Origin of the sequence: Streptococcus oralis (genome assembly GCF_001588645.1) — a bacterium.
Lineage (GTDB): Bacteria > Bacillota > Bacilli > Lactobacillales > Streptococcaceae > Streptococcus > Streptococcus oralis_AB.
Genome location: NZ_LAYF01000004.1, coordinates 233,299 through 255,496 on the forward strand (window position 1 = coordinate 233,299; position 22,198 = coordinate 255,496).

Annotated in this window: 20 protein-coding genes; 3 read left to right on the forward strand and 17 right to left on the reverse strand. The window is 43.3% G+C overall.

Features of this window, described 5'->3' with window-relative positions; all coding sequences use genetic code 11:
- Positions 1 to 63 precede the first annotated feature (63 nt).
- From nt5e to A0739_RS05035, 10 genes are all read right to left on the reverse strand, one after another.
- Positions 64 to 2,115 (reverse strand): cell surface ecto-5'-nucleotidase Nt5e, encoded by a 2,052-nt coding sequence (gene nt5e / locus A0739_RS04990; RefSeq protein WP_061587262.1) that lies wholly within the window; start codon positions 2,113 to 2,115, stop codon positions 64 to 66.
- A 142-nt stretch (positions 2,116 to 2,257) separates the two neighbouring features.
- On the reverse strand, positions 2,258 to 3,526 hold the full coding sequence (dltD, locus tag A0739_RS04995) for a D-alanyl-lipoteichoic acid biosynthesis protein DltD (RefSeq protein WP_000919848.1): 1,269 nt from the start codon (positions 3,524 to 3,526) through the stop codon (positions 2,258 to 2,260).
- Positions 3,519 to 3,758, reverse strand: a complete 240-nt coding sequence (gene dltC / locus A0739_RS05000; RefSeq protein WP_000351968.1) for a D-alanine--poly(phosphoribitol) ligase subunit DltC — start codon at positions 3,756 to 3,758, stop codon at positions 3,519 to 3,521. The genes dltD and dltC overlap by 8 nt, the downstream gene beginning before the upstream one ends.
- A gap of 12 nt (positions 3,759 to 3,770) precedes the next feature.
- Positions 3,771 to 5,015 carry a D-alanyl-lipoteichoic acid biosynthesis protein DltB gene (gene dltB / locus A0739_RS05005; RefSeq protein ID WP_061587263.1) on the reverse strand — a complete coding sequence of 415 codons (1,245 nt, stop codon included), beginning with the start codon at positions 5,013 to 5,015 and terminating at the stop codon, positions 3,771 to 3,773.
- Positions 5,012 to 6,562 (reverse strand): D-alanine--poly(phosphoribitol) ligase subunit DltA, encoded by a 1,551-nt coding sequence (gene dltA, locus A0739_RS05010; protein WP_061587264.1) that lies wholly within the window; start codon positions 6,560 to 6,562, stop codon positions 5,012 to 5,014. Before dltA ends, dltB begins: the two co-directional genes overlap by 4 nt.
- A 20-nt stretch (positions 6,563 to 6,582) precedes the next feature.
- Positions 6,583 to 6,714 (reverse strand): teichoic acid D-Ala incorporation-associated protein DltX, encoded by a 132-nt coding sequence (locus A0739_RS05015; RefSeq protein WP_000730286.1) that lies wholly within the window; start codon positions 6,712 to 6,714, stop codon positions 6,583 to 6,585.
- 226 nt (positions 6,715 to 6,940) lie between these two features.
- Positions 6,941 to 7,645 carry an MIP/aquaporin family protein gene (locus tag A0739_RS05020; RefSeq protein WP_061587265.1) on the reverse strand — a complete coding sequence of 235 codons (705 nt, stop codon included), beginning with the start codon at positions 7,643 to 7,645 and terminating at the stop codon, positions 6,941 to 6,943.
- A gap of 69 nt (positions 7,646 to 7,714) precedes the next feature.
- On the reverse strand, positions 7,715 to 9,541 hold the full coding sequence (glpO, locus tag A0739_RS05025; RefSeq protein ID WP_061587266.1) for a type 1 glycerol-3-phosphate oxidase: 1,827 nt from the start codon (positions 9,539 to 9,541) through the stop codon (positions 7,715 to 7,717).
- A gap of 63 nt (positions 9,542 to 9,604) precedes the next feature.
- The gene (gene glpK, locus A0739_RS05030; RefSeq protein ID WP_049538011.1) at positions 9,605 to 11,113 is read right to left on the reverse strand and encodes a glycerol kinase GlpK; all 1,509 of its coding nucleotides are present in this window, start codon (positions 11,111 to 11,113) and stop codon (positions 9,605 to 9,607) included.
- Positions 11,114 to 11,270: 157 nt separating this feature from the next.
- Positions 11,271 to 12,698 (reverse strand): helix-turn-helix domain-containing protein, encoded by a 1,428-nt coding sequence (locus A0739_RS05035; protein ID WP_061587267.1) that lies wholly within the window; start codon positions 12,696 to 12,698, stop codon positions 11,271 to 11,273.
- Positions 12,699 to 12,862: 164 nt separating this feature from the next.
- Here A0739_RS05035 and hslO point away from each other — a divergent pair, with 164 nt between their 5' ends.
- Both hslO and dusB read left to right on the forward strand, forming a co-directional pair.
- Positions 12,863 to 13,735: an Hsp33 family molecular chaperone HslO gene (gene hslO, locus A0739_RS05040; protein WP_061587268.1), complete on the forward strand. Its 873-nt coding sequence runs from the start codon at positions 12,863 to 12,865 to the stop codon at positions 13,733 to 13,735.
- Entirely contained in the window at positions 13,722 to 14,702 is a 981-nt protein-coding gene (gene dusB, locus A0739_RS05045) for a tRNA dihydrouridine synthase DusB (protein WP_000183317.1), read from the forward strand. Before hslO ends, dusB begins: the two co-directional genes overlap by 14 nt.
- Before the next feature lie 63 nt (positions 14,703 to 14,765).
- Here dusB and A0739_RS05050 read toward each other — a convergent pair whose 3' ends face one another.
- The gene (locus A0739_RS05050; RefSeq protein WP_061587269.1) at positions 14,766 to 15,449 is read right to left on the reverse strand and encodes a hypothetical protein; all 684 of its coding nucleotides are present in this window, start codon (positions 15,447 to 15,449) and stop codon (positions 14,766 to 14,768) included.
- 265 nt (positions 15,450 to 15,714) lie between these two features.
- Here A0739_RS05050 and A0739_RS05055 point away from each other — a divergent pair, with 265 nt between their 5' ends.
- The gene (locus A0739_RS05055; protein ID WP_049490535.1) at positions 15,715 to 15,945 is read left to right on the forward strand and encodes a hypothetical protein; all 231 of its coding nucleotides are present in this window, start codon (positions 15,715 to 15,717) and stop codon (positions 15,943 to 15,945) included.
- Between the two features lie 49 nt (positions 15,946 to 15,994).
- On the opposite strand, the gene A0739_RS05060 is transcribed toward A0739_RS05055, so the two are convergent.
- The 6 genes from A0739_RS05060 to A0739_RS05085 all read right to left on the reverse strand — a co-directional run.
- Positions 15,995 to 16,768, reverse strand: a complete 774-nt coding sequence (locus A0739_RS05060; protein WP_061587270.1) for an NUDIX domain-containing protein — start codon at positions 16,766 to 16,768, stop codon at positions 15,995 to 15,997.
- A 1-nt stretch (position 16,769) separates the two neighbouring features.
- A complete protein-coding gene (gene pnuC / locus A0739_RS05065) occupies positions 16,770 to 17,549 on the reverse strand; it encodes a nicotinamide riboside transporter PnuC (protein WP_061587271.1) in 780 nt (259 codons plus the stop codon).
- Between the two features lie 9 nt (positions 17,550 to 17,558).
- Complete coding sequence (locus A0739_RS05070) at positions 17,559 to 18,617, reverse strand: AAA family ATPase (RefSeq protein ID WP_061587272.1); 1,059 nt, start codon at positions 18,615 to 18,617, stop codon at positions 17,559 to 17,561.
- A gap of 145 nt (positions 18,618 to 18,762) precedes the next feature.
- Positions 18,763 to 21,195, reverse strand: coding sequence for an ATP-dependent Clp protease ATP-binding subunit (locus tag A0739_RS05075; RefSeq protein WP_061587273.1), 2,433 nt, complete (start codon positions 21,193 to 21,195; stop codon positions 18,763 to 18,765).
- A gap of 1 nt (position 21,196) precedes the next feature.
- Positions 21,197 to 21,655 (reverse strand): CtsR family transcriptional regulator, encoded by a 459-nt coding sequence (locus A0739_RS05080; protein ID WP_001211263.1) that lies wholly within the window; start codon positions 21,653 to 21,655, stop codon positions 21,197 to 21,199.
- 281 nt (positions 21,656 to 21,936) lie between these two features.
- On the reverse strand, positions 21,937 to 22,198 hold a 262-nt coding region (locus A0739_RS05085; protein WP_155718968.1), incomplete at its 5' end, for an LPXTG cell wall anchor domain-containing protein.

The window sequence follows — 22,198 nt, forward strand, 5'->3', positions numbered from 1 at the left end:
AAAGAGTCAAGGGAAAAAGGCGTAAAAACGTTTCCCTAGACTCTTCTAGATGTAAAATTTAACCTATTTTTGCTTTGGTTTTCGACTCGATAAGATACCTGCCAAACCAGCTACCATTCCCATCAAGAGCAAGAAGATGGACTGTTCACTTCCTGTATTTGGGAGAGCTTTTTCTGAGACAACTGCCTTCTTGCTAAATTGACCTGCCACCTCATAAGTCAATGGCACATTTGTAGTCGCATCGTTAGCAGCCGCATTCGTTTGAGGCGTTTCTACTGGTAGACTAAAAGTTGTAGAATCCACAGAAATCGTCCGTGAGTTCGGATTGATCTTTTCATACTGGGTCAAATCAGCGGTTTTCAGATACTCTGCAAAGGCTGCATCCATAGATGGGCCTTCTTCACGAGCGCCACCCAACATAGTGTAGCCATCACCACCCGCAGCTAAGAAATCATTGGTTGCAAGATAGTAGGTTTTTGCGAGGTCCAGTAGTTCATAACGACCTGTTGCACGGTTTTTAACCTGGATGGCCAAGACACGTTTGCCTGATGGTAGGTTGGTATCATAGTAGACCTTCACACCCGAAACTTGCAAGAAACCACCACTTGGCTCTAACAATGGTTGTCCGTTCTCATCCAAGACCTTCTTGCCATCCTTATCGACCTGCAAGATAGATCCGAGTGATTTTTCAAACATATCCAAAACTTGTTGCCCCGTCACTTGGATTTGTGAGATGGTATTTCCAAACGGAAGAACAGCAATGACATTTCCTTTAGTGATTGGTTTGCCTTTTGCAATGGTTTCACGCAAGCCACCACCATTTGTCACAGCGATGTCTGTCGGATGGCTAAATCCTGTTTGACCATACTGATAGAGCGAGTCTGCCACGACGTTTCCGAGGTTGGTTTCACGGACCCGAACATTTTCACGATCACCGTTTAGTTCTACAGGGCTGTTTGAGACAATCTCAACCGCATTTTCAGCATCGTATTTTTGTTTAATGTCTTTGACCAGTTTTTCAACTGTAGGATTAGCTGGTAATTTTTTAGCATCTGCAGCCGCAATCAACGTAGGATTACCCAAAAGCTGACGTGATTTGTAGGTGATTTTTCCTACATTATGAAGGTAGCTTCCCGTCTGGTTATAGGTAACATTATCTCCATAGGTCGTTGATTCTACTGTATGAGAGTGACCGTCGATTACTGTTACGCGTTTCCCTTTCAAACGAGGATTTTTAGACAAGGCTTCTGCCAAGGTTGAACCGCGCCATTCGACTGGGGTTGTAGTATCCACACCCAAGTGAGCGAGCACAACATAGTGTTTGTAGTCCTTACCTTCTGCACGCGCCTTGGCTTGAACTTCTTCGATGACCTTATTGACTTCAGAGATTGGATCTGTAAAAGTTACCCCTTTGACATTTTTAGGGTGAGTTTTGGTAGCTGTTTCAGGTGTTGTCACACCGATTACAACAAATTCATCGCCTTCCACAGTCTTATCTTTATCAACGATTGTAGAAGCTTCAAAGAGACGAGCACCATTGACGTAGGTATTTGAACTAAGTAATGGGAATTTCAAGATTTCCTTGTATTTCTTAGCTTCGTCTAAACCAAAGTCAAACTCATGATTTCCTACTGCCATGGCATCATACTGCATCTGATTAAGAATTTCGGCGCGTGCTTCACCCTTTGTAGAGTTGGAAATCGGTAAACCTTGGAAAGCGTCTCCCGCATCAACAACCAGAGTATTTTGATTTGATTTCGCGCGTTCCTGCTCAATGACAGTCGCTAACTTAGCATCACCAATTACTCCCTTTTCCTCTACAATACGACCATGGACATCATTAGTGTGTAAGATAACGGTGTCCTTTTCTTCGCTTTTAGTAGATTCAGCAGGAGCTGACGGAGTTTCTGCAGGTGCAACCGCTTCTGAAGTTGCTGAAGTTTCCGGTACCGCAGGGCTCTCAACAGGAGCTGGAGTCGCCGACGTAGCTGGAGTCGCTACGACAGCTGAACTTTCTGCAGGAGTTGTCGCTTCTTCAGCGTATACTTGTCCAGCTAAGAAGGCTGGAGCTAACAGGGCTGTCGATAAGACAGGTAACAAAGAACGTTTGTTCATTTTAAAATCCCTTTCTTTTCTTTTTCTCTTTTATATTATACGCTATTTCTAAAAATTTTGAAACTTTTGACCTATTTGTATCTTAAATATTCGCCATTTAAACAAAAAAGCTTGGGTTTAAATCCCAAACTTTTAACTCATTTTATTGGAAATCTTTGATGTTCCCATCATAGGTCGCCCAGTCCTTGCTAAAGAAGCGGTCATTCATCTTATAGTCTGGAGCTGGAGTCGGATCCGTCAAGAAGGGATTGACAACCTTATCAAAAGCTAGCCAACCCAACCAACCAATGTGAATGGTGTCCTTGACAAAGTAGGGATCTCCACCTTTTTTAGAAAAGTCAGCAATGTTGGTGAAACCTTGACTTTCTAACTGGTAACGAATTTTTTCAACAGCATGTTGGTACATTTCCTCGCTGAGCCCTGTATGGGCCATCCATTTTTTATTGACAGGCTGGATCACAAAAAGGACATTGACCTTTGATTTGGCAAATTGATTGAGAACCAACTGCAAATCATTATATTCAGACGACTTGAGGAAATTGTAATTTTTTTGATAGCCCTTATACTTCTCGAGGTAGTCTTTCACCTGGGTCTTATAAAATTGATTTTCAATTCCCATATCGTTATTATTGGTATTGGCTTCTGCATCCTTTCGAGCAATTTTTTCTAACTCCTCATAAGAAAATTGATCTGGAAGATCTTTTAAATAGTTCTCCACGTGTTCCTTGTACTTGAGTTTTCCTCGAATGGAAAATTGTCCAAATAGAGAGGCCTGACGCTCATTAAAACGTGCAAATGCCTTGATAATAGCATGATCAACCTCTGATAATTCCTCACCCTTTGACAGTTTCTCAACGATACCCTTCATAGAGACTCCAGGATTTTGCTTTAAGAGACGTTTAGCTGCATGTTTGGCTGCTATATCTCCCGATTGATTTTCTAGAAAGGCTGTCAACTGATCGTTGTTAAAGTAGTTTTGGAAGAATGCTGGCTCATAGTCCTCCTCTGTAAACCACTGAGGGGAAATGACAAATACTGCCTGCTTTTCCTCGATTTCTGGCAAGATCTGCTGCATGCCGAAATACTGATTGAGAGAAGCTGCTCCTGCTTGCCCCAAAAAGTAAGGACGGTAGGGACGGCTATACTTCTCCGCCAAGACCGCTGGGTGCATGCTATCAAAACGAATCCACTCACTTGAGCCAAAAAAGGGAATAAAGCGCATATTTGGTTCCGTAAAGGCTCTCACTTTTTGACTTCTCTCTTTAAAACTTTCCGAACTAATCGCTGCTGCAGAATATTTCTCTTCCATCAAATTATGACTTGGATTGTTTGGATAGAAAAAGATTAGTAAGAAAACAAGAATACTAGCAAGAAGCAGAGGCCCGAAGATCAGCCACAAGCGTTTAAGCATTCTTCAACTCCGTAATACCTGCTACGATTTTATTAGCCGTATTCCAGTCATCACGACCGAACTCCGTCACTGGAACACGAATGTCAAAACGGTTTTCAATCTCAACAATCAATTCAACCGTTCCCATGCTATCCAAGACACCGGCATCAAAAAGATCTTCATCCATCATGTCAGAAACATCTTCCATAAACAACTCATCAATAATTTCAATAACTTCTGATTTGATATCCATTTTAATATCCTTTTATTTTTTAAACCACAAATCATTCAAAAATCCAGAAAAGATTAAGAATGAAACCATCACGACATGGAAGGTGACAACCATGCCAAGCAACTGAATCCAGCGATTCTCAGGTAAGGAACCCTTTCCAGCTTTTTTCCGTTCTTTATTGAGCGCTTTTTTCTTACGAATCCAAGCGTCATTGATGACTAGCCCAATCCCATGGAAAAGTCCGTAGGCGATATAGTACCAGGTCACACCATGCCAAAATCCCATAATCAGCATATTGAGAATATAGGCTACACTTGAAGTGATATTGCGATTTTTAAAGACCTTCTTTCTGGTCAACACCATGACCATCCGCATAAAGACAAAGTCACGGAACCAGAAAGACAGACTCATGTGCCAGCGATTCCAAAACTCTTTTAAATCCCTTGACAAAAAAGGCTTGTTAAAGTTGATAGGACTATGAATACCCATCAAGTTTGAAATGGCTAAGGCAAACATAGAGTAGCCCGCAAAGTCAAAGAAGAGCTCCAGACCAAAGGTGTACATGACCGCTAAAGCGTAGAGGTTAAAGAAACCACCTGTCTGCAAGGCCAAATTTTTCAGCGGAGGCAATAATGTCTCTCCTAAAATGTGAGCCAAGATAAACTTGTAGAGGAAGCCAAGCATGATATATTTGACAGCCTCCTCTAGCATATCCATCAGCTCATCCCGCTCAGGAATGGTCTCGTAATTTTCATTGAAGCGTTTAAAACGATCAATGGGACCACTTGAGAAAGTCGGCATAAAAAGAAGAAAACGTAAGAATTGCCAGATCGTTAATTCCTTGATGACACCGTCTCTCAACTCAACGATAACCCCAACTGCACGAAAGGTCAAGTAAGAAATCCCTAAAAAGCCAAACAAAGATTGAGGTCCATGAATAGCAGGAGATACTTTCACAAAGACGATTGGCAATAGGGATAAAAAGCTAATCAGGTAAAATATCCATTTACTATCCCGTTTTTTCCTGTACCTTTTGTAGAAAGATACAAGAAGTACTTGCCAGATAACATAAAGGATCAAAGCGCTTATTTGATTCGTCTTTCCACCAACCAACATGGTGACGATAAAGAAAAGACTAACGAGCACCTCATATAAGGCAAAACGTTTCTTGAAAAAAAGACCGATAAAGATGGGCAAGGTCGCTCCGATGATGTATAGAAAATACTGTGGATTCCCATAAGGTTCCAAATGAGGAAACTGTTTGAAAAATTCCATCATCGACTGTTTACCTCGTTAATCAAGCCTTTGATGTCAATCTTACCATTAGGAGTCAGCGGTAAGCTGTCCCGATAAAGGAATTTAGACGGCATCATATAGGACATCATGATATCTGCCAAATCTTCCTTGATAGCCTTGGTTATATCGATATCGCGTTCAAATTGCTGACGGATACCATCCTTTAGGATGACATAGGCCAGTAAATTCTGCACCTTATGGTCCTTGTTATAACGTGGGACAGCAACAGCCGACTCGATATAGCGAGACTTATTGAGATTTTGCGAGACATCTTCAAGCTCAATACGATAACCATTAAACTTAATCTGGAAGTCCATCCGTCCACCGTAGAGAAGCAAGCCCTCATCTGTCATAGTTCCCACATCTCCTGTGTGATAGGCTGGAAGACCTTCGAACGTAAAGAAGGCTTCTGCCGTTTTTTCAGGATTGTTCATATAGCCTTTTGAAACAGCTGGTCCAGAAACGATGATTTCTCCCTGCTCACCATTGGGAACTTTCTGCCCTTCCTCATCAAGGATAAAGGTCGGAGAATCCGCCTTGGTATAGCCGATTGGCAGGCGTTTCATAGTTTCTAGCATCTCATCTGTAATTGCCACTGCCGATAGGGCTACTGTAGCTTCTGTCGGACCGTAGGCATTGATGATACGGGCATTTGGGAATCGCTCGCGCAGTTTTTGAGCTGTTTTGACCGTCAATTCTTCACCATCAAAGTAGAAATGCGTGATTCCTGGCATTTTCTCACTATTAAAGTCTTCTGACAACATGGCCATATCTGCAAAGGAAGGCGTCGAGGTCCAGATAGCGATTGGCAAGGAAAAAATTGTCGCAAAGAGTTTTTTGAAGTCCTGAGTAATGGCAGATGGAAGAGCGAAAAGCGTGCCACCCAGTGCTAAGGTTGGCGCCCAGTACATGACAGATAGGTCAAAAGAATAAGGGGGCTGAGCCAGCATTTGTGGACGACTTGGCGTCTCAAATTCCTTATCTGTAATCATCCAGTTGGTAAAGCTGAGGAGATTATCATGGGAAATCTGCACTCCCTTTGGCTTACCAGTCGTACCAGAAGTAAAGATGATGTAGTAGTTGTCATCTCCCTTGACTGGATGGGTCATCTCGTAGCTGGAAGCTTGAGCAAAAGCTTCATGGACTTGCTTTAAATTCAGCATCGGTGTGCTAGTTTGCTCTAATGGAAAATCTGAGATAGCAATAATCAAGCTTGGCTCTGCAACTTCTACGATAGCAGAAACTCGTTCCAAGGCCGAATGGCTATCAATTGGAATGTAGGCATGACCTGACTTAGTTAGCGCTACAAAGGTAGCCAACATCTCATATTCCTGACCACCAAAAACGACGACTGGAGATTTCTCAGGCAAGCCTAGTTGGTCGATAGCTGCAGCCAAACTATCCGAATCAGCCTTCAGATCACCATAAGTATGCTCTTGCCCCAAAACATTGTAAACTGGATAACTGGCTTGTGTCTGAGCAAAGTGCTCAATCGTTTCAATCATATCAACTATGGATTTATTTGACACAATAGGTTTTCTCCTTTGAGTTAAAATTCGTTATAGATAAAGCCACCTTGCCCCTGTCCAAGGTAACTAAAAAAATAAAGCAAACCAAGCAAAATAACGAAATACAGAAATGTTTGAGCACAAAAAATATAAAATGTTCTCTTTTTTTTCATATTCGACTTCTTTTTTGTAAATTTTCAGAAAAGCTATGCAAATCAGCAATTACTGCCTTATCTTCCTAACATTTTACCACTTTATCAACCTTTTTTTCAACTGTTTACCATAACTTAAAAATTGGTTTTAGCTTATTTTAAGATAAGTTAAAATATTAATGTTTTGGCCATCAAAAAAGAGCCTGAGATTTTCATCTCAAACTCTGTTGCCAATCACTCTTTTATCTTAGAAAAGTGAAAATACTAGGACTGCCAAGGCTGCACCAATGATAGGTCCCACAACTGGAATCCAAGCATAAGACCAGTCCCCATCTCCCTTATTTGAAATCGGAAGGATACTGTGCATGATACGAGGTCCAAGGTCACGAGCTGGGTTCAAGGCATAACCCGTTGTCCCACCTAGTGAAAGACCGATACCGACAATCAAGGTCCCCACTGCAAAGGTCCCTAGCCCTGCTTGAAGGTCATAGAGACCCAAAGCAAAGATTGTCAATACCAAGACAAAAGTCCCAAGGATTTCACTAACCAAGTTGGATACTGTGTTCTTGATTGCTGGTCCAGTACTAAAGGTCGCTAGGATATTGCCTGCATTTTCTTCTGCATCATAGTGTGGTTTGAATTGCAACCAAACTAAAATTTGAGCAAGCATAGCTCCAGCGAACTGAGCTAGGATATATGGGAATACTGAAGCCCAAGGCAAGTCACCTTTTAAGGCTACACCAAGCGTCACAGCTGGGTTTAAGTGTGCAGGACTAAGTTTGCCAGATACAAAGACGGCAACCGCAACGGCGATCCCCCATCCCATCGTGATGACGATCCACCCTGAATTGTTACTCTTGGTTTTAGGAAGAACCACACCTGCTACAACTCCATTTCCTAGGAGGATAAGGATCAAAGTCCCCAAAAATTCTCCAAATAATTCTTTCATCATATCGTTGTCTCCATTTAAAAGAAGGGGCGGGCGACAAGGAATGCTACCCTCCCTCTCTTCTAGTTTTTCTTAATTTTTTAGTTCTGCCAAATCATTTTGAGCAAGTGCTGCTTCAACATCCGCACGGTAGGCTGCTTTTTCTTCTTCTGTCCAATCATAGAATCGTCCCATTTCATCCAGAACAGGCTCCACAATGCTATCCAAACTATCACGCATAAAGAGCATGTGGTTGGTACGGCGAAGGAGGAAGTCAACTGGGCTAAGAGCCAACTCATTGCGCATTGCATAGTGAAGGGACAAGGTATCTGCCAAGCTGAGTCCTGGCGCTTGTTCCAAGCTGTGAGCAAGGGCAAAGACCTTCGGTGCATTTGAACCGTAAAGATTTGCTAGATAGTGAGCTTCCTTGCTATCCAAACCACGTGAAACTCCAAGTTGAGCAAAGGCTTCGATTTCTGAGTCCACATTTGCTGGGTTCAATTCTCCGCCTGAAACAGGGTAAGTCTTAGAGTTGATGAGTTTAAAGCTACGGTCAAATTCTGCTTTGAGGATGTCAACCACGCGCTCCATAGCCCCTTCAGCCATCTTACGGTAGTCTGTGATTTTACCACCAGCAAGGGTCAAGAGGCCATTGTCATCACGGTCCAAGCTCGAACCACGTGAAACTGCAGATGGGTCCAAATGTTTCTCAGATGTGCTGCTTTCAAGCTTGCTAACAGCAGATTCAACATCTTCACGCGTTTTTTCTTTCGATAGATAAGCTTCGACAGTCGCAATCAAGCTATTGAAGCTTTCGTCGCTAATGGTACCGTTATTTCCGCCGTTGTAGTCAGAAGCGCTATTGCCTGCGATCAATGGACGAAGACCAGCCCAGCTGCTTTCGATATCATCAACGGTGATGTTGGCTTCTGGGAAGCGGTTGTTGACAATGCCAAGTAGATAATCCACATCTTCCTGCGTCACTTTTGGATGTTCCAAATCACCTGTGTAGTCTGTATCGGTTGTACCAAAGTAAGTCTTGTTTTCACGTGGGAGAACAAAGACCATACGACCATCTCCCAAGCCTGTGTCAAAGTAAACTGGCTGTGAAACCTTGATCTTGCTTGAATCCACTACCAAGTGAACTCCCTTAGTTGGGCGCATTTGTGAGAATTGGGTTCCCTTATTGGACAAATTACGTACCTTATCGCTCCAAGGTCCAGTTGTGTTAATAACTAGGCGAGCCTTGATTTCAAAGACTTGGTCTGTCAACAAATCACGAGCTACAACACCAGTAATCTTACCGCTTTCGTCAAAGAGGAAGCCTTCTGCCTTAACGTGGTTGGCAATGAGGGCACCGTCTTGGTTGGCACGTTTGATATTTTCAATCACAAGACGCGCATCGTTGTTACGGAAGTCAAGGTAAACCCCACCTCCTACCAAACCTTCTTTCTTCAAGTTTGGCTGGCGTTCCAAGACTTCTTCCTTGCTCAAGACCTTGTTAGCAGCTGGCGTATTGTTAACACCTGCCAAAAGGTCGTACAAGTCCATGGCTACTTTGAGACGGAAGAGGCTAAAGGTCGCTCCATCTTCATCGTAAACTGGCAAGAGCATTGGATCTGGTTTTGGAATATGTGGAGCGATTTGTTGAACCACCGCACGTTCAGAAACTGTATCTGATACCACTTCTACGTCGAATTGTTTGAGGTAACGCAGACCTCCGTGGACCAATTTTGTTGATCGGCTGGATGTTCCTTCTGCGAAGTCCTGCATTTCAATCAAACCAGTGTCAAGACCACTGGCTGCAGCCTGCAAAGCTACACCAGCTCCTGTAATCCCTCCACCAATAATCAAGAGATCTAAGGTGCGTTCCTGCATTTTTTTAATTGACAATTCACGTGTTTTCTTTGAAAATTCCATATTTACACACTTTCTAACTGAGTCGTTTCATTCTTCAACTGATCATTGCATCAAGAAACAGTATTAGTCGTCGATTTCCGCAAAGACTTGCGTTGCTTTCACAGCCTTCTTCCAGCCCTTATAAAGTTGTTCCTTACGAGATTCGTTCATGGATGGCTCAAAGAGTTCTCCTGTCTCGTTCAAGAGTTTCAACTCATCCAAGTCCTTCCAATAACCCACTGACAATCCTGCTAGGAAGGCTGCACCGAGGGCAGTTGTTTCCAAGTTTTTAGCGCGTGCGATATCAATTCCCAAGATGTCAGCTTGGAACTGCATGAGGAAGTTGTTCATGGCTGCACCACCATCTACCTTCAAGACTTGGATAGCTGTCTGCGCATCCACTTGCATGGTGTCGATGATGTCACGTACTTGATAAGCGATGGATTGCAAAGTCGCCTTGATAAAGTCTTCTTTAGTTGTTCCACGAGTCAAACCAAAGACAGAGCCTCGAGCGTTTTGGTTCCAGTATGGTGCCCCTAGACCTGTAAAGGCAGGTACGACATAGACTTCGTCATTATTGTGAGAATTAAGAGCATATTTTTCAGACTCTGGTGAGTTTTCCACCATGCGAAGACCGTCACGAAGCCATTGAATGGCACTTCCTGCGATGAAGATAGAACCTTCCAAAGCATAGTAAACCTTGCCGTTTATTCCGTAACCAATGGTTGTCAAGAGGTTGTTTTCAGACAACTGCATCTCTTCACCAGTGTTCATGATGATGAAGGAACCAGTTCCGTAGGTATTTTTAACCATACCAGGATCAAAAGCCAACTGACCAAAGAGGGCTGCTTGTTGGTCACCAGCCATACCAGAGATTGGTACTTCTCCACCGTAGAAATGGAATGGAGCTGTCTTGCCGTAGATTTCAGAGTTAGAACGAACTTCTGGAAGCATAGCCTTAGGAATATTGAGGATTTCTAAAATCTCATCATCCCATTTAAGATCCTTGATGTTGTAGAGCATGGTACGGGCTGCGTTGGAGTAATCAGTCACGTGAGCTGCGCCGTCAGTCAATTTCCAAACCAGCCAAGTATCAATGGTACCAAAGAGCAATTCACCCTTTTCAGCTCGCTCTTGAGCACCTTCTACATGGTCTAAAATCCAACGAACCTTGGTAGCAGAGAAGTAAGCATCAATGATCAAACCAGTCTTTTCATGGAATTTTTCCACATAACCTTGGCTTTTTAGTTGTTCAGCCAGAGGAGCAGTTTGGCGTGATTGCCAAACGATAGCATTATAGATAGGGAGGCCTGTTTTCTTATCCCAGACGACAGTTGTTTCGCGCTGGTTGGTAATCCCGATTGCTTCGATTTGACTTGGTTTCACACCACTTTCGATGAAAGCACCCGCGATAACTGACTGAACAGAGTTCCAAATTTCATTGGCATTGTGCTCAACCCAACCTGCTTGAGGGAAAATCTGAGTAAACTCTTTTTGGCTGGAGCTGACCTTTTCTCCTTTTTTGTTAAAAATAATGGCACGAGAACTGGTCGTTCCTTGGTCAATAGCCATGATGTATTTTTCTTGTGACATGTGCTGTCCTCCTGATAAAATCTTGAGGGGGTCCCCTCTTTACAGTAACTAGTATACAAAATAAAGCGCTTTCTTGTTCATCAATTTTTTTTAAATTTTAAAAAAATGTGAGGAGATTGTGCGAATTTCACAAAAAAGACCTGAAAATTCAGGCCTTTTAGGCAAAGAGCATCTGACGAATCTTCGCCAAATCCTCGATATCCAAGTCATTTTTTAAATAATAAACCGGAGTCTGTTCTTTCTTATGAATCGGGTTGTTGGTAATCAACAAATCATAATGTCGACTGGGATCATAGGCTTCAATGGCAATAAAACGATTGTATTCCAAATACCGTTTCAAAATGGCAGCCATCCTAGAAAAGACAAGGAAACCAGATGTCAAATCCAGACCAATCCTCATATGTTGACCACCATTTTCAGCCATATATTCTATCAACTGGAGCCATTCCCAGAGAATTTTCTTATCCAGGTCGGTTCCCTGATGAAAGGCTGGCAATATATGAAAAATTCTCTTTGCAGTCCCTTTAAAATCATGTTCCATCAGCAAATAGGGATGGCGATTCTCTGTCTGGTATCTGTACTGATCTTGTAAAATATAGCCCTTGTATAGATAAACTTGACCACAGAGCTGACTGAGTTCATAGGTGACATGGTCCTCTGTGTAGTCCCCCAGTAGCTCCTCCTTCTTCATTTCTTGAATCAATTGCGTCAGCAAATCGGCTAACTGCCCTCCAAAACCAAGGATATACTCCATAGTATGAAGGGGCAAAATACGATGGGAAAGGAGAAATGAAAAGAATACCATCATCTCACCGTCCTCAGTTCCTAGAGGGATATGTTGCCCAGCAAAAAAGGACGGAGCCTTTCGAAGCAAACGAAGATAGAAAATATTGTCAAAATACCCCCGCATTTTTTCTTCTATGACTTGAAACTGACAGGCATTGACCCGAAGGCGCTGTTGACTGATATGAGCCCAGAGAACCAAGTCCAATTTCTGACCCGAAGACAAGCTAGCACCGCAGATTTCTTCTAGGGTAGCAATCTCTTGTTTTCTCTCAGCTTTCTGCATGTGACCTTCCCACTCCTGACTGGACCAAATCTTGCGGAAAAGACAGAAATAGAAATAGCGAATCTGATGCTCCGGACCTCGCCAACGGCCATTTTGGATGGATAAGCCAAACTCTGACAAAATCTGATTTAGACTAGCTAAGTGGCGACCAAGCGTGGCCTCACTAATCATCAATTCTTGAGCCAACTGATGAGCTAGAAACTGTTGGTAATAGAGAAGGTAAACCAAAATTTGGTATTTAATGGCATTGTCTAGAAACAAGCTCCGAATCTCTCTCCCCTTTGTGGCAGTACCGACAGACAAACGCAGATTTTCATCTTCCAAGTGGATGGTCAGCTCTAGCCCTCTTTCCGAGGCATTTTCGTTAATCAGAGAAATGTACTTGGTTAAGGTCGCCTTTGAAAAACCTGTTTCTTCCATAGCTTTCTTGACTGTTGTCTGCGAATCTTGTAATAGAAAGGAAAGGACTAAAAATTGACCAGATTCTGCTTTTTCCATCAAATCACCTAAATACATTTGTTACCCCTTTCATTTTCTCCTACAAGCATAGCATAAATCTTAGAAATGCGGAAATAATCTGTTTCTCATTTTATTTTAAGGTTGATTTCCTCGTCATTATTCCACAGAAACAGCAAACACACGGCTCCCCCTTTGGGCATTTTTATGCTAAAATAGTAGCTATGGATAAAATTATTAAAACTATATCAGAAAGCGGAGCCTTTCGTGCTTTTGTCCTTGATAGCACTGAAACCGTCCGCACTGCTCAAGAAAAACATCAAACTCAAGCCAGTTCAACTGTTGCACTTGGCCGTACCCTTATCGCTGGCCAAATTCTCGCAGCCAATGAAAAAGGAAATACCAAACTAACTGTTAAAGTTCTTGGAACCAGCTCTCTTGGTGCCATCATCACGGTCGCAGATACCAAGGGAAACGTCAAAGGCTACGTTCAAAATCCAGGTGTTGACATCAAAAAGACTGCAACGGGTGAAGTCCTTGTTGGACCTTTTGTTGGAAACGGTCAATTCCTCGTTATCACAGACTATGGCACTGGAAATCCTTACAACTCCATGACTCCTCTCATTTCTGGGGAAATCGGTGAAGACTTGGCCTATTACCTTACTGAAAGCCAACAAACCCCTTCAGCAGTCGGCCTCAATGTTCTTTTGGACAAAGACGACAAGGTCAAAGTTGCCGGAGGTTTCCTTCTCCAAGTATTGCCAGGAGCCAAGGAAGAAGAGATTGCTCGCTTTGAGAAACGCATCCAAGAAATGCCAGCTATCTCAACCCTTCTGGAAAGCGACGACCATATCGAAGCCCTCCTCAAGGCTATCTATGGTGACGAATCCTACAAACGCCTATCTGAAGAAGAAATTCGTTTCCAGTGTGACTGCAGCAAAGACCGCTTTTTGAACGCTCTTGCCAGCCTTCCAAATTCAGACCTGGAGGAAATGAAAGAGGAAGACCACGGGGCAGAAATCACTTGTCAATTCTGCCAAACAACTTATAACTTTGATGAAAACGACCTGGAGGAACTCATTCGTGACAAATCTTAATACACCTTTTATGATTGGCAATGTTGAGATTCCCAATCGTACCGTTTTAGCACCCATGGCTGGTGTCACCAACTCAGCCTTTCGTACTATTGCAAAAGAGCTCGGAGCTGGACTCGTTGTAATGGAAATGGTCTCTGACAAGGGAATCCAATACAACAACGAAAAAACCTTGCATATGCTTCACATCGATGAAGGAGAGAACCCTGTTTCTATCCAACTCTTTGGTAGTGATGAAGACAGCCTCGCACGCGCAGCAGAATTCATCCAAGAAAACACTAAGACCGATATCGTCGATATCAACATGGGCTGCCCAGTTAACAAAATCGTGAAAAACGAAGCTGGCGCTATGTGGCTCAAGGATCCAGACAAGATCTACTCTATTATCAACAAGGTCCAATCTGTCCTTGATATCCCCCTCACTGTCAAAATGCGTACTGGCTGGTCTGATCCATCCTTAGCCGTGGAAAATGCCCTCGCTGCTGAGGCTGCAGGTGTCTCTGCCCTCGCTATGCACGGCCGTACCCGTGAACAAATGTACACAGGTCACGCAGACCTTGAGACTCTTCACAAGGTTGCTCAAGCTTTGACCAAGATTCCATTTATCGCAAATGGTGATATCCGTACGGTACAAGAAGCCAAACAGCGTATTGAAGAAGTCGGGGCTGACGCTGTCATGATTGGTCGCGCAGCCATGGGAAATCCCTACCTCTTCAACCAGATCAACCACTACTTTGAAACTGGAGAAATTCTCCCTGACTTGACATTTGAAGACAAGATGAAAATCGCCTACGAACATTTGAAACGCTTGATTAACCTCAAAGGAGAAAACGTAGCCGTTCGTGAATTCCGCGGCCTCGCTCCTCACTACCTCCGGGGAACATCTGGCGCTGCCAAACTTCGTGGAGCCATTTCACAAGCTAGCACTCTAGCAGAGATTGAAGCCCTCTTACAATTAGACAAAGCATAATAGAAAAAACCGTAACTCGCTTGAGTTTACGGTTTTTTTTATCCTAGGAAATCCTAGATACTATTATTGAATCAAGGCAACGCTCGAAACTTTACCATCCGCACCTGTTGTAATTTGGATGATTTTTCCGCCACCTATTTTGGCATTATACTTACCATCATCAAGAGTGTAAGAGTAGCCTCTGATAGAATAGTTTTCTTTCTTTCCATCTGCAGTTTCTACTGTAAATTGGCCCCCTGATGAAACCGTAATAGTTTCGCCATTCGCTCCCTTCCAGTTGCCTGTAGCCGCTGAGAAATCACCATCAACCATGGTTAAAACACCCTTGTAGCGTTTGTTGTGTTCTGCTTGCTTGTCTTGAAGTTTGCGGTCAGTTGTTGGATCATAGCTTGACTGGTTAGACTGGTCTTGAGAGCCTTGCTGAGTTGAAGGTGCCTGAGATGGAGCTTGTTGACTGGGAGCTGCTTGTTCTTGTCTTGATTCAGGTGCTGGTTTCGCTTGTGACTGATCTGCCGTTGTAGAAGACTGACCAGAAGATGCCTGAGCCTTTTCAGATGAAGCTGAGCTTGAAGATTTTTGTGTCTTGCTTTCTTTGCTAGAAGAAGCTGCTTTAGAACTTGATGATTGACTTGTTTTTGCAGAGCTACTGGTTTGAGTGGATTCGTTTTTATTTCCACAAGCTCCTAATAGCAAGGTAGAAGCCAATACAGTCGCTGCCATCAATTTGATATAGGTTTTCTTTTTCATTTTTCTACTCCTTTGTAACATTTTTGAAATGTTAAGAAATCTTTTTGTAATATAATTGTAACATTGAGCCTTGAATCTGTCAACTATTTAGAGAAACTATTTTAAAAAATTTCTCTCTACTATTTCTATTCGTAATTGAAACGAAAAAATAGAAAATTTCTTAGATTAGAGTCCTATTTTTTGCATCGCTCTTGTGTAATCGCTTGCATTGCATTAGACAAAGGAATATAATAACATTGAAATAGAATATAGGAGGTGCACTCTTATGCTAAATAAGTATTACAAGTATCTTCCTTGGTTGATTTTGGGAGCTATTGGCTCTTATCAATCAGCCACTTACTATGCGCGAACTGCATTTGATGTCTTCTATCTGACTACAATCTTTTTGATTGTTTATATCGCTTTGTTATTTTTGCACGAGAACTATCTCAAGTATCGATATAAAGACTTCTTTACTCACCTGTTGAGCAATTCTAAGAAAGATAGCCATTCGTAAAAAATGATGATAAATAAAGAGGTCGGGAACTTTGTCCCGACCTCACTTTTTATTTCAATCGATAGGTTTTTCTTGGTTTCTTTTTGGGTACTCGTTTGAGTCCGACTTCTTCTACATATTCGCCGTATTTTACGAGAAAGTTATTGCTGACGATGGGCCGACCGGGGTTGATGAGATTGACCAGTTCAGTCCCCTCGTAGACAGTGAACTCCTCCTCCAGCAGATAGAGGAAGGTCGGATTCCAGTCGAGACGGCCTTGGATTCGTTTGATGGATTCTTGGATAATGGCATAATGGTCAAAGGCGAAGGCTTGCTCCTCCAGCTCGACTCCATCTAGGTAGCATTTGCCTGTCTGAAAATCGACATCTACGAAAACGACATCCTTGGCATCATCACCTGCCTGAACGAGGTCTAAGGCACGACTAGGCAGGTACACTAAGTGTGCAATGGTCACTGTCCAGCCCCGTGGATCACGACCGGGGGTCGATACCGTCATCAATTGCTCGATTTTCTCCAAAGGCAGATCGAGATTGACTTCTTCTCTCACTTCGCGCTGACAGGCATGTGCAGCATCTTCTCCCTTGTCCATAAAGCCTCCAACCAGAGCCAAACAGTTTTGATAAGGGTGAGCCTTGCGACGGATTAGCAATAGCTTGATCTTTCCTTCGACAAAGCAGTAAGCCACCATATCTACTGTCACACTTGGTTTTTCATATTGAGGGATTTCCTGCTTGTAGTACCAATCCAAAAACTCCTCCTGACTGGCATGAATTTCATAATACTCTTTTTCCGTCATCCCTGCTGGAATCTTCTTGTCTATCATTTTAAGCCTCCTTTCGAACTGCCTTGGTCCATTGGTACCATCCCACTAGACTGTTGAGTGTGTATACCCAGTACATCCCTTGGATGTGGATATTTTCACCCCACCAGAGGTAGATACTAAAGAGATTGGTTGCAATCCAGAAAATCCATTGTTCACGGTAAAGACGTGTCATCAAGAGCTGACCAACACCATTGGTCGCATCGGTAACACTATCACGGAAAGGTCGAGCACTATGGATGCTTTGATAAGCCAAGCCCATGCTAATCCAGATGATGGCAGTCAAGACCAAGTACTTGAGCCAGTCAAGTACAGATAATTTCTTAGCTTCAAAGTGGGATTCTTCTGGTTTTCCTTGGTCGTTGATACGATTGGACAACCAAGCATAGAGACCAATCGGCTGCATGACAAAGAAGTAAACAGTCGTCAAGACTTCGCCATAAAAAGTCGCATTCATAGCCAAGATCAAATAAATAGCTGAATTAATGGCCCCAAAGAGATAATTGCTTGCACGACCTTCTGCTACCAAGATAACACAGACAATCCCAGTCCAAGATGCAAACAAGCTCAGCCAGTCATGGCTTTCTGCATTTTGCGTGAGCTCTAATATCAAGGGAACACTCGACAAGGCGATGAGATACAACCACTGGAAAAGACTACGGCCGACAAAGAGATCCTTCCAGAGCAGGCGCATGATCCCTGCAAAACCGATCTTGCGGGCTTCTGCATGGACATTTTTAAAATTTTCGATAAATTGTGTGATTTTTTTAGTTACTGTTTTCATCATTTTCTCCTAATCTGCTTGGTAAATGGCATCAATAGCCACTTTTGCTGCTTCATAATTGCCTAGGTAATCCTCCGCTAGATAAACTAAAGGAATGGTCGTTAAGTATCTCTCCCTCATCTGATCCAGATGCTGGGAAAAACTGTAGCGAATATGCTCTTCCGCCATGGTCATATCTCTAAATCCGTCATTGACATAAGAACCGACAGGCTGCACAAAGAGAATCAAGTCCCATTTTTCCTTAGCCAAGATAGAGGCAAAAAGATTGTCAAAGGTTTCTCCTGATAAGTCCTCTTGATCCTCAGCCTCCATGTAATAATCATAGTAACCCTTGGTTACTAAGGAGTTGGTGTCGGCTATCACTAGACCTCGATTGGCATTACTATCGATTAACTTGGAGGTCTGATCATACTGGCCCAACAGGAGATAATAATAATCCTTTGGAGTCAATTCATCGTCGCGGACATTGTTTTTGATCTGGTACTCGCGCGCGTATTCGAGACTGACCGGCGCATCGTAATACCTTGCCAAATCCTTGGCCAGAGTGGTCTTCCCATTGCTAGCACTTCCCATGATCAACACTTTCTTGGTAAACTGACGACGGAAGGGCTGAGCAATATATTTCCAATATTTGCTTGGATTTTCTCGAATCATAGTCGCTGAGATTCCAAACTTTCTTTCTTGCAAAACGGTCTCAAAGCCACGATTAGCTAATTCCTGCTGGTAGTCTGCTTCTCCCACAAAGAAAGTCAGTTCTTGCTGGTTTTCATCATAGGAAATCTCCGCTAACATCTGGTCCAACCACTCCTGCCAGCCCATAGGGTAACGGGGAAGGTTGGTCTCATCCAGTTTGCAGACAGAGGTCAACTCATCGTCACGAAAAGCTTCTCTGATATAGCGAAATCTTTTTTGAAGAGTTAAGCCTATCTGCTCCCCTCGATCTCCCTCATAGCCTGAAACGACTACCCAGACCTGATCACACTGACGCTTCGCTCTCTGGATCAGGTCGATATGCCCTTGATGGAGAGGGGCAAAGGTCCCAAATACTACTGCTGTTTTCTTTTTCATAAACGTCTACCTTTTTATAATTTTCTATATTTTTGTTTTTCTATGTTTTTATTATATCTTATATTTTTATTTTGTCAATAGTTTTTTATCATTTTTTATAAAAAAGTAGCAAAAAAGAATCAGGACCTCTCCTGACTCTCCATTTTTAAGCAATATCAAATTTTAACTGGCCTGCTTTGACACCGATCTTGAGGGTCTTGCCTGCTACTAGCTCTCCCTTAAGAAGAAGTTCTGCCAACTTGTCCTCCACTTCTGTTTGCAGGGTTCTGCGAAGTGGGCGAGCTCCCATTTCTGGATTGTAACCGTGACTAGCTAGCAACTTCAGTGCCGAAGCTTGCAGTTTCAAGTCGATGCCCTTCTCTGCTAGGCTAGCAATCAATGGTTTCACCATAATCTTAACAATTTCTTGCATGTGTTTGCTATCTAAGCTATGGAAGACCACCTTTTCATCAATACGGTTGATAAACTCTGGTCGATAAGTTTTTTTCAACTCCTCAAAGATTCGTTTTTCCATATTTTCCTGGTCAAAACGAATGTCCTTGGCCCCAAAGCCGACTGTCTTGTCATCACGAAGGGCTGTCGCACCGAGGTTTGACGTCATGATGATAATGGTATTTGAAAAGTCAACCTTACGCCCCTTGCTATCTGTCAAGACACCGTCATCCAAGACTTGCAAGAGGACATTAAAGATGTCTGGGTGGGCCTTTTCTACCTCGTCAAAGAGCAAGACTGAATATGGTTTGTTGCGAACCTTCTCGGTCAACTCCCCACCTTCTTCGTAGCCCACATAGCCCGGAGGAGCTCCATTGAGACGGCTGGCTGCGAATTTCTCCATATACTCACTCATATCAAAGCGGATAAGGGCTGATTCGTCATCAAAGAGAACTTCTGCCAATGCCTTAGCCAATTCGGTCTTCCCGACACCCGTCGGTCCTAGGAACATAAAGGAACCAATCGGACGCTTGTGGCTGCGAATTCCTGACTGGTTGCGGCGAATGGCACGGCTAATGCTTGAAACAGCTTGATCTTGACCGATGACACGTTTGTGCAGTTCAGCTTCCAAGTTTAGATATTTCTTAGCATCAGTCTGGGTCAGTTTTTGGACTGGAATCCCTGACAAACGACTCAAGGTGGTCAAAATATCAGATTCTGTCACCAAGTCTTTATAGACAGGCAATTCTTGTTCTTTTGCGATTAGCTGGCCTGCTTGTTTCCACTTGCCATCCATCAAGGCCTTGTCAGCTGGACTCAAGTCGGATTCGTTCATTCTCACATGCTTGGATTTGTTTTGAACTGTTGCTGCCGCCTCATCCAAGAGGTCGATAGCAGAGTCTGGCAAGTGACGACTGGTCAGGTAACGATGCGCCATCTTAACTGCTGTTTCGACAGCTTCATCTGTGATTTGCACACGATGGTGTTTCTCATAGGTAGCTTTCAAACCTTGCAAAATGATCATGCTGTCAGCTAAACTGGGCTCTTCAATCGTCACTTTGGCAAACCGACGAGAAAGGGCAGCGTCTTTTTCGATGTGTTTTTGGTATTCTTCCTGAGTGGTTGCACCAACTGTTCTCAAAGTTCCACGAGCTAAGGCTGGCTTCAAGATATTGGCTGCATCCAGAGTCGAATCAATACCGCTACCAGAACCCATGATGGTGTGGAGTTCATCGATAAAGAGGATCACTTTGCCATCCTCCTCGATATCCTTGATGATGTTGTTCATGCGCTCTTCAAAATCTCCACGGAAACGTGTTCCCGCAACGACATTCATCAAATCAAGCTCTAACACGCGCATCTTTGCCATCTCCGCTGGTACATCCCCACTGGCAATACGCTGAGCAAGACCAAGTGCCAGAGCTGTTTTCCCGACACCCGCATCTCCAACCAAGACCGGATTGTTCTTGGTCTTTCGACTCAAAATCTGAATCATACGTGAGATTTCCTTGTCTCGACCGATAACTGGCTCTAACTTGCCAGAACGCGCTTGCTCCGTCAGGTCATGCGTGTAGTCCTCTAGACCACCACTTTGAGCTTGAGGCATGCCCATCATATTGGCCATGGAATTTTGCTTGTCTGCTACCGTGCGATGGCGTTGACGCAAAGCCTTAAGATCTTCTCTTGTCCAACCTGCACGTTCCTCTAAATTGCGACGAAGAGCAGCAATTCTGACCTGATCTTTCTGGTCTTCATAAGAGAAGCCTGCTCTCTCCAAGATGCGAGTTGCCAAGGCATTGCCATCATGCAAAATCGCATAGAGGACATGCTCTGTACCTAGCACCTTTGTATGGACCACTGAGGCCACATACTCTGCTTCTGCAAAGAGAACCTCCAAACGATGGGAAAAGGGCAATTCCGTAAAGGTTTCGTCTTGGCTATAGTCCGTTTCAGTCAGTTCCAACGCAACCTCTTCTAAACGGTCCATTTCATAAGGATAATCGTTTAAAGTCGCACCTGCCACACTGTAACTGTGATTGGACATGGCAATCAATAAATGCCAAGACTCTAGGTAACGGGCTCCAAAATGGCTCGCAACCATGTAGGCACTTTCGATACATTCATTCAATGCTTTTGAATAGTTCATCTTACTTCTCTTTTCTATCTACCTCTTGTAATAGCTGTCGGAGCATATTGGCACGGACAACTGAAGATTCTTCCCCTAGGACACGATCTGTTGCTACTGAAGTCAGCAAGGTCATCTCCTGCTTGGTCATCAAGTCCTGCTCCACCAAAAGTTGGAGAATATCCTCATAAATCTCCTGACTAACTCGCTCACCAATCGAGTAAAGCAAATCGCGGAGCATCTCATGATGACTGGAAAACTCAATACGCCCTATGCGAATGTAGCCTCCACCACCACGCTTGCTCTCAACCAAGTAACCTCTGCTTTCCGTAAAGCGGGTCTTGATGACATAGTTGATCTGACTCGGTACAACCTGGAAGGTATCTGCTAACTGGCTCCGTTGCAATTCCACGATACCAGATTGGTCTAAAATCGCCTTGATATAGGCTTCGATATGATCTGATGTATTTTTAAATCTCATAGTAAATCAAACTCCTTCTTTGAACCTTGACTATCTTTGACTATTATACCGAAATTTTTGATTTTTTTAAAGGAAAAGGGAACGAGTAAAATAAAATATTGTGAGATCTTCAACTTTAACCACCTTCATTAGACAGTTTACGTCTTGTGGAGTGATATAAACTAATAGTCTCAAAACAAAAAAAGCCCCTAGAAAACGAATTTTCTAGAGACTTTCTCTATCAAGTCTAAGAGAGAAGTAGAATTCTCACTTACCAAGTTTCATGTTTCTTCTACAAAAGCCTAAGCTTTACGTTTTACGAAGAATACCAATCCACTCAATGCCAATACTACAAATCCAATTGCTGAGAAGATAGATGTTGCTTCACCTGTGTTTGGAAGTTCAGCTTTACCTTTATTCTCAGTAGCTGGAGGTGCTGGATCTGGCGTTGGTGCTGGATCTGGCGTTGGTGCTGGATCTGGCGTTGGCGCTGGATCTGGCGTTGGCGCTGGATCTGGTGTTGGCGCTGGATCCGGTGTTGGTGCTGGATCTGGCGTTGGTGCT

Bases quoted from the DNA above. Each gene is read 5' to 3' on its own strand.
- nt5e (WP_061587262.1), bottom strand. From the start codon at position 2,115: ATGAACAAACGTTCTTTGTTACCTGTCTTATCGACAGCCCTGTTAGCT.
- dltD (WP_000919848.1), bottom strand. From the start codon at position 3,526: ATGCTTAAACGCTTGTGGCTGATCTTCGGGCCTCTGCTTCTTGCTAGT.
- dltC (WP_000351968.1), bottom strand. From the start codon at position 3,758: ATGGATATCAAATCAGAAGTTATTGAAATTATTGATGAGTTGTTTATG.
- dltB (WP_061587263.1), bottom strand. From the start codon at position 5,015: ATGATGGAATTTTTCAAACAGTTTCCTCATTTGGAACCTTATGGGAAT.
- A0739_RS05015 (WP_000730286.1), bottom strand. From the start codon at position 6,714: ATGAAAAAAAAGAGAACATTTTATATTTTTTGTGCTCAAACATTTCTG.
- A0739_RS05020 (WP_061587265.1), bottom strand. From the start codon at position 7,645: ATGATGAAAGAATTATTTGGAGAATTTTTGGGGACTTTGATCCTTATC.
- glpO (WP_061587266.1), bottom strand. From the start codon at position 9,541: ATGGAATTTTCAAAGAAAACACGTGAATTGTCAATTAAAAAAATGCAG.
- glpK (WP_049538011.1), bottom strand. From the start codon at position 11,113: ATGTCACAAGAAAAATACATCATGGCTATTGACCAAGGAACGACCAGT.
- A0739_RS05035 (WP_061587267.1), bottom strand. From the start codon at position 12,698: ATGTATTTAGGTGATTTGATGGAAAAAGCAGAATCTGGTCAATTTTTA.
- hslO (WP_061587268.1), top strand. From the start codon at position 12,863: ATGGATAAAATTATTAAAACTATATCAGAAAGCGGAGCCTTTCGTGCT.
- A0739_RS05050 (WP_061587269.1), bottom strand. From the start codon at position 15,449: ATGAAAAAGAAAACCTATATCAAATTGATGGCAGCGACTGTATTGGCT.
- A0739_RS05055 (WP_049490535.1), top strand. From the start codon at position 15,715: ATGCTAAATAAGTATTACAAGTATCTTCCTTGGTTGATTTTGGGAGCT.
- A0739_RS05060 (WP_061587270.1), bottom strand. From the start codon at position 16,768: ATGATAGACAAGAAGATTCCAGCAGGGATGACGGAAAAAGAGTATTAT.
- pnuC (WP_061587271.1), bottom strand. From the start codon at position 17,549: ATGAAAACAGTAACTAAAAAAATCACACAATTTATCGAAAATTTTAAA.
- A0739_RS05070 (WP_061587272.1), bottom strand. From the start codon at position 18,617: ATGAAAAAGAAAACAGCAGTAGTATTTGGGACCTTTGCCCCTCTCCAT.
- A0739_RS05075 (WP_061587273.1), bottom strand. From the start codon at position 21,195: ATGAACTATTCAAAAGCATTGAATGAATGTATCGAAAGTGCCTACATG.
- A0739_RS05080 (WP_001211263.1), bottom strand. From the start codon at position 21,655: ATGAGATTTAAAAATACATCAGATCATATCGAAGCCTATATCAAGGCG.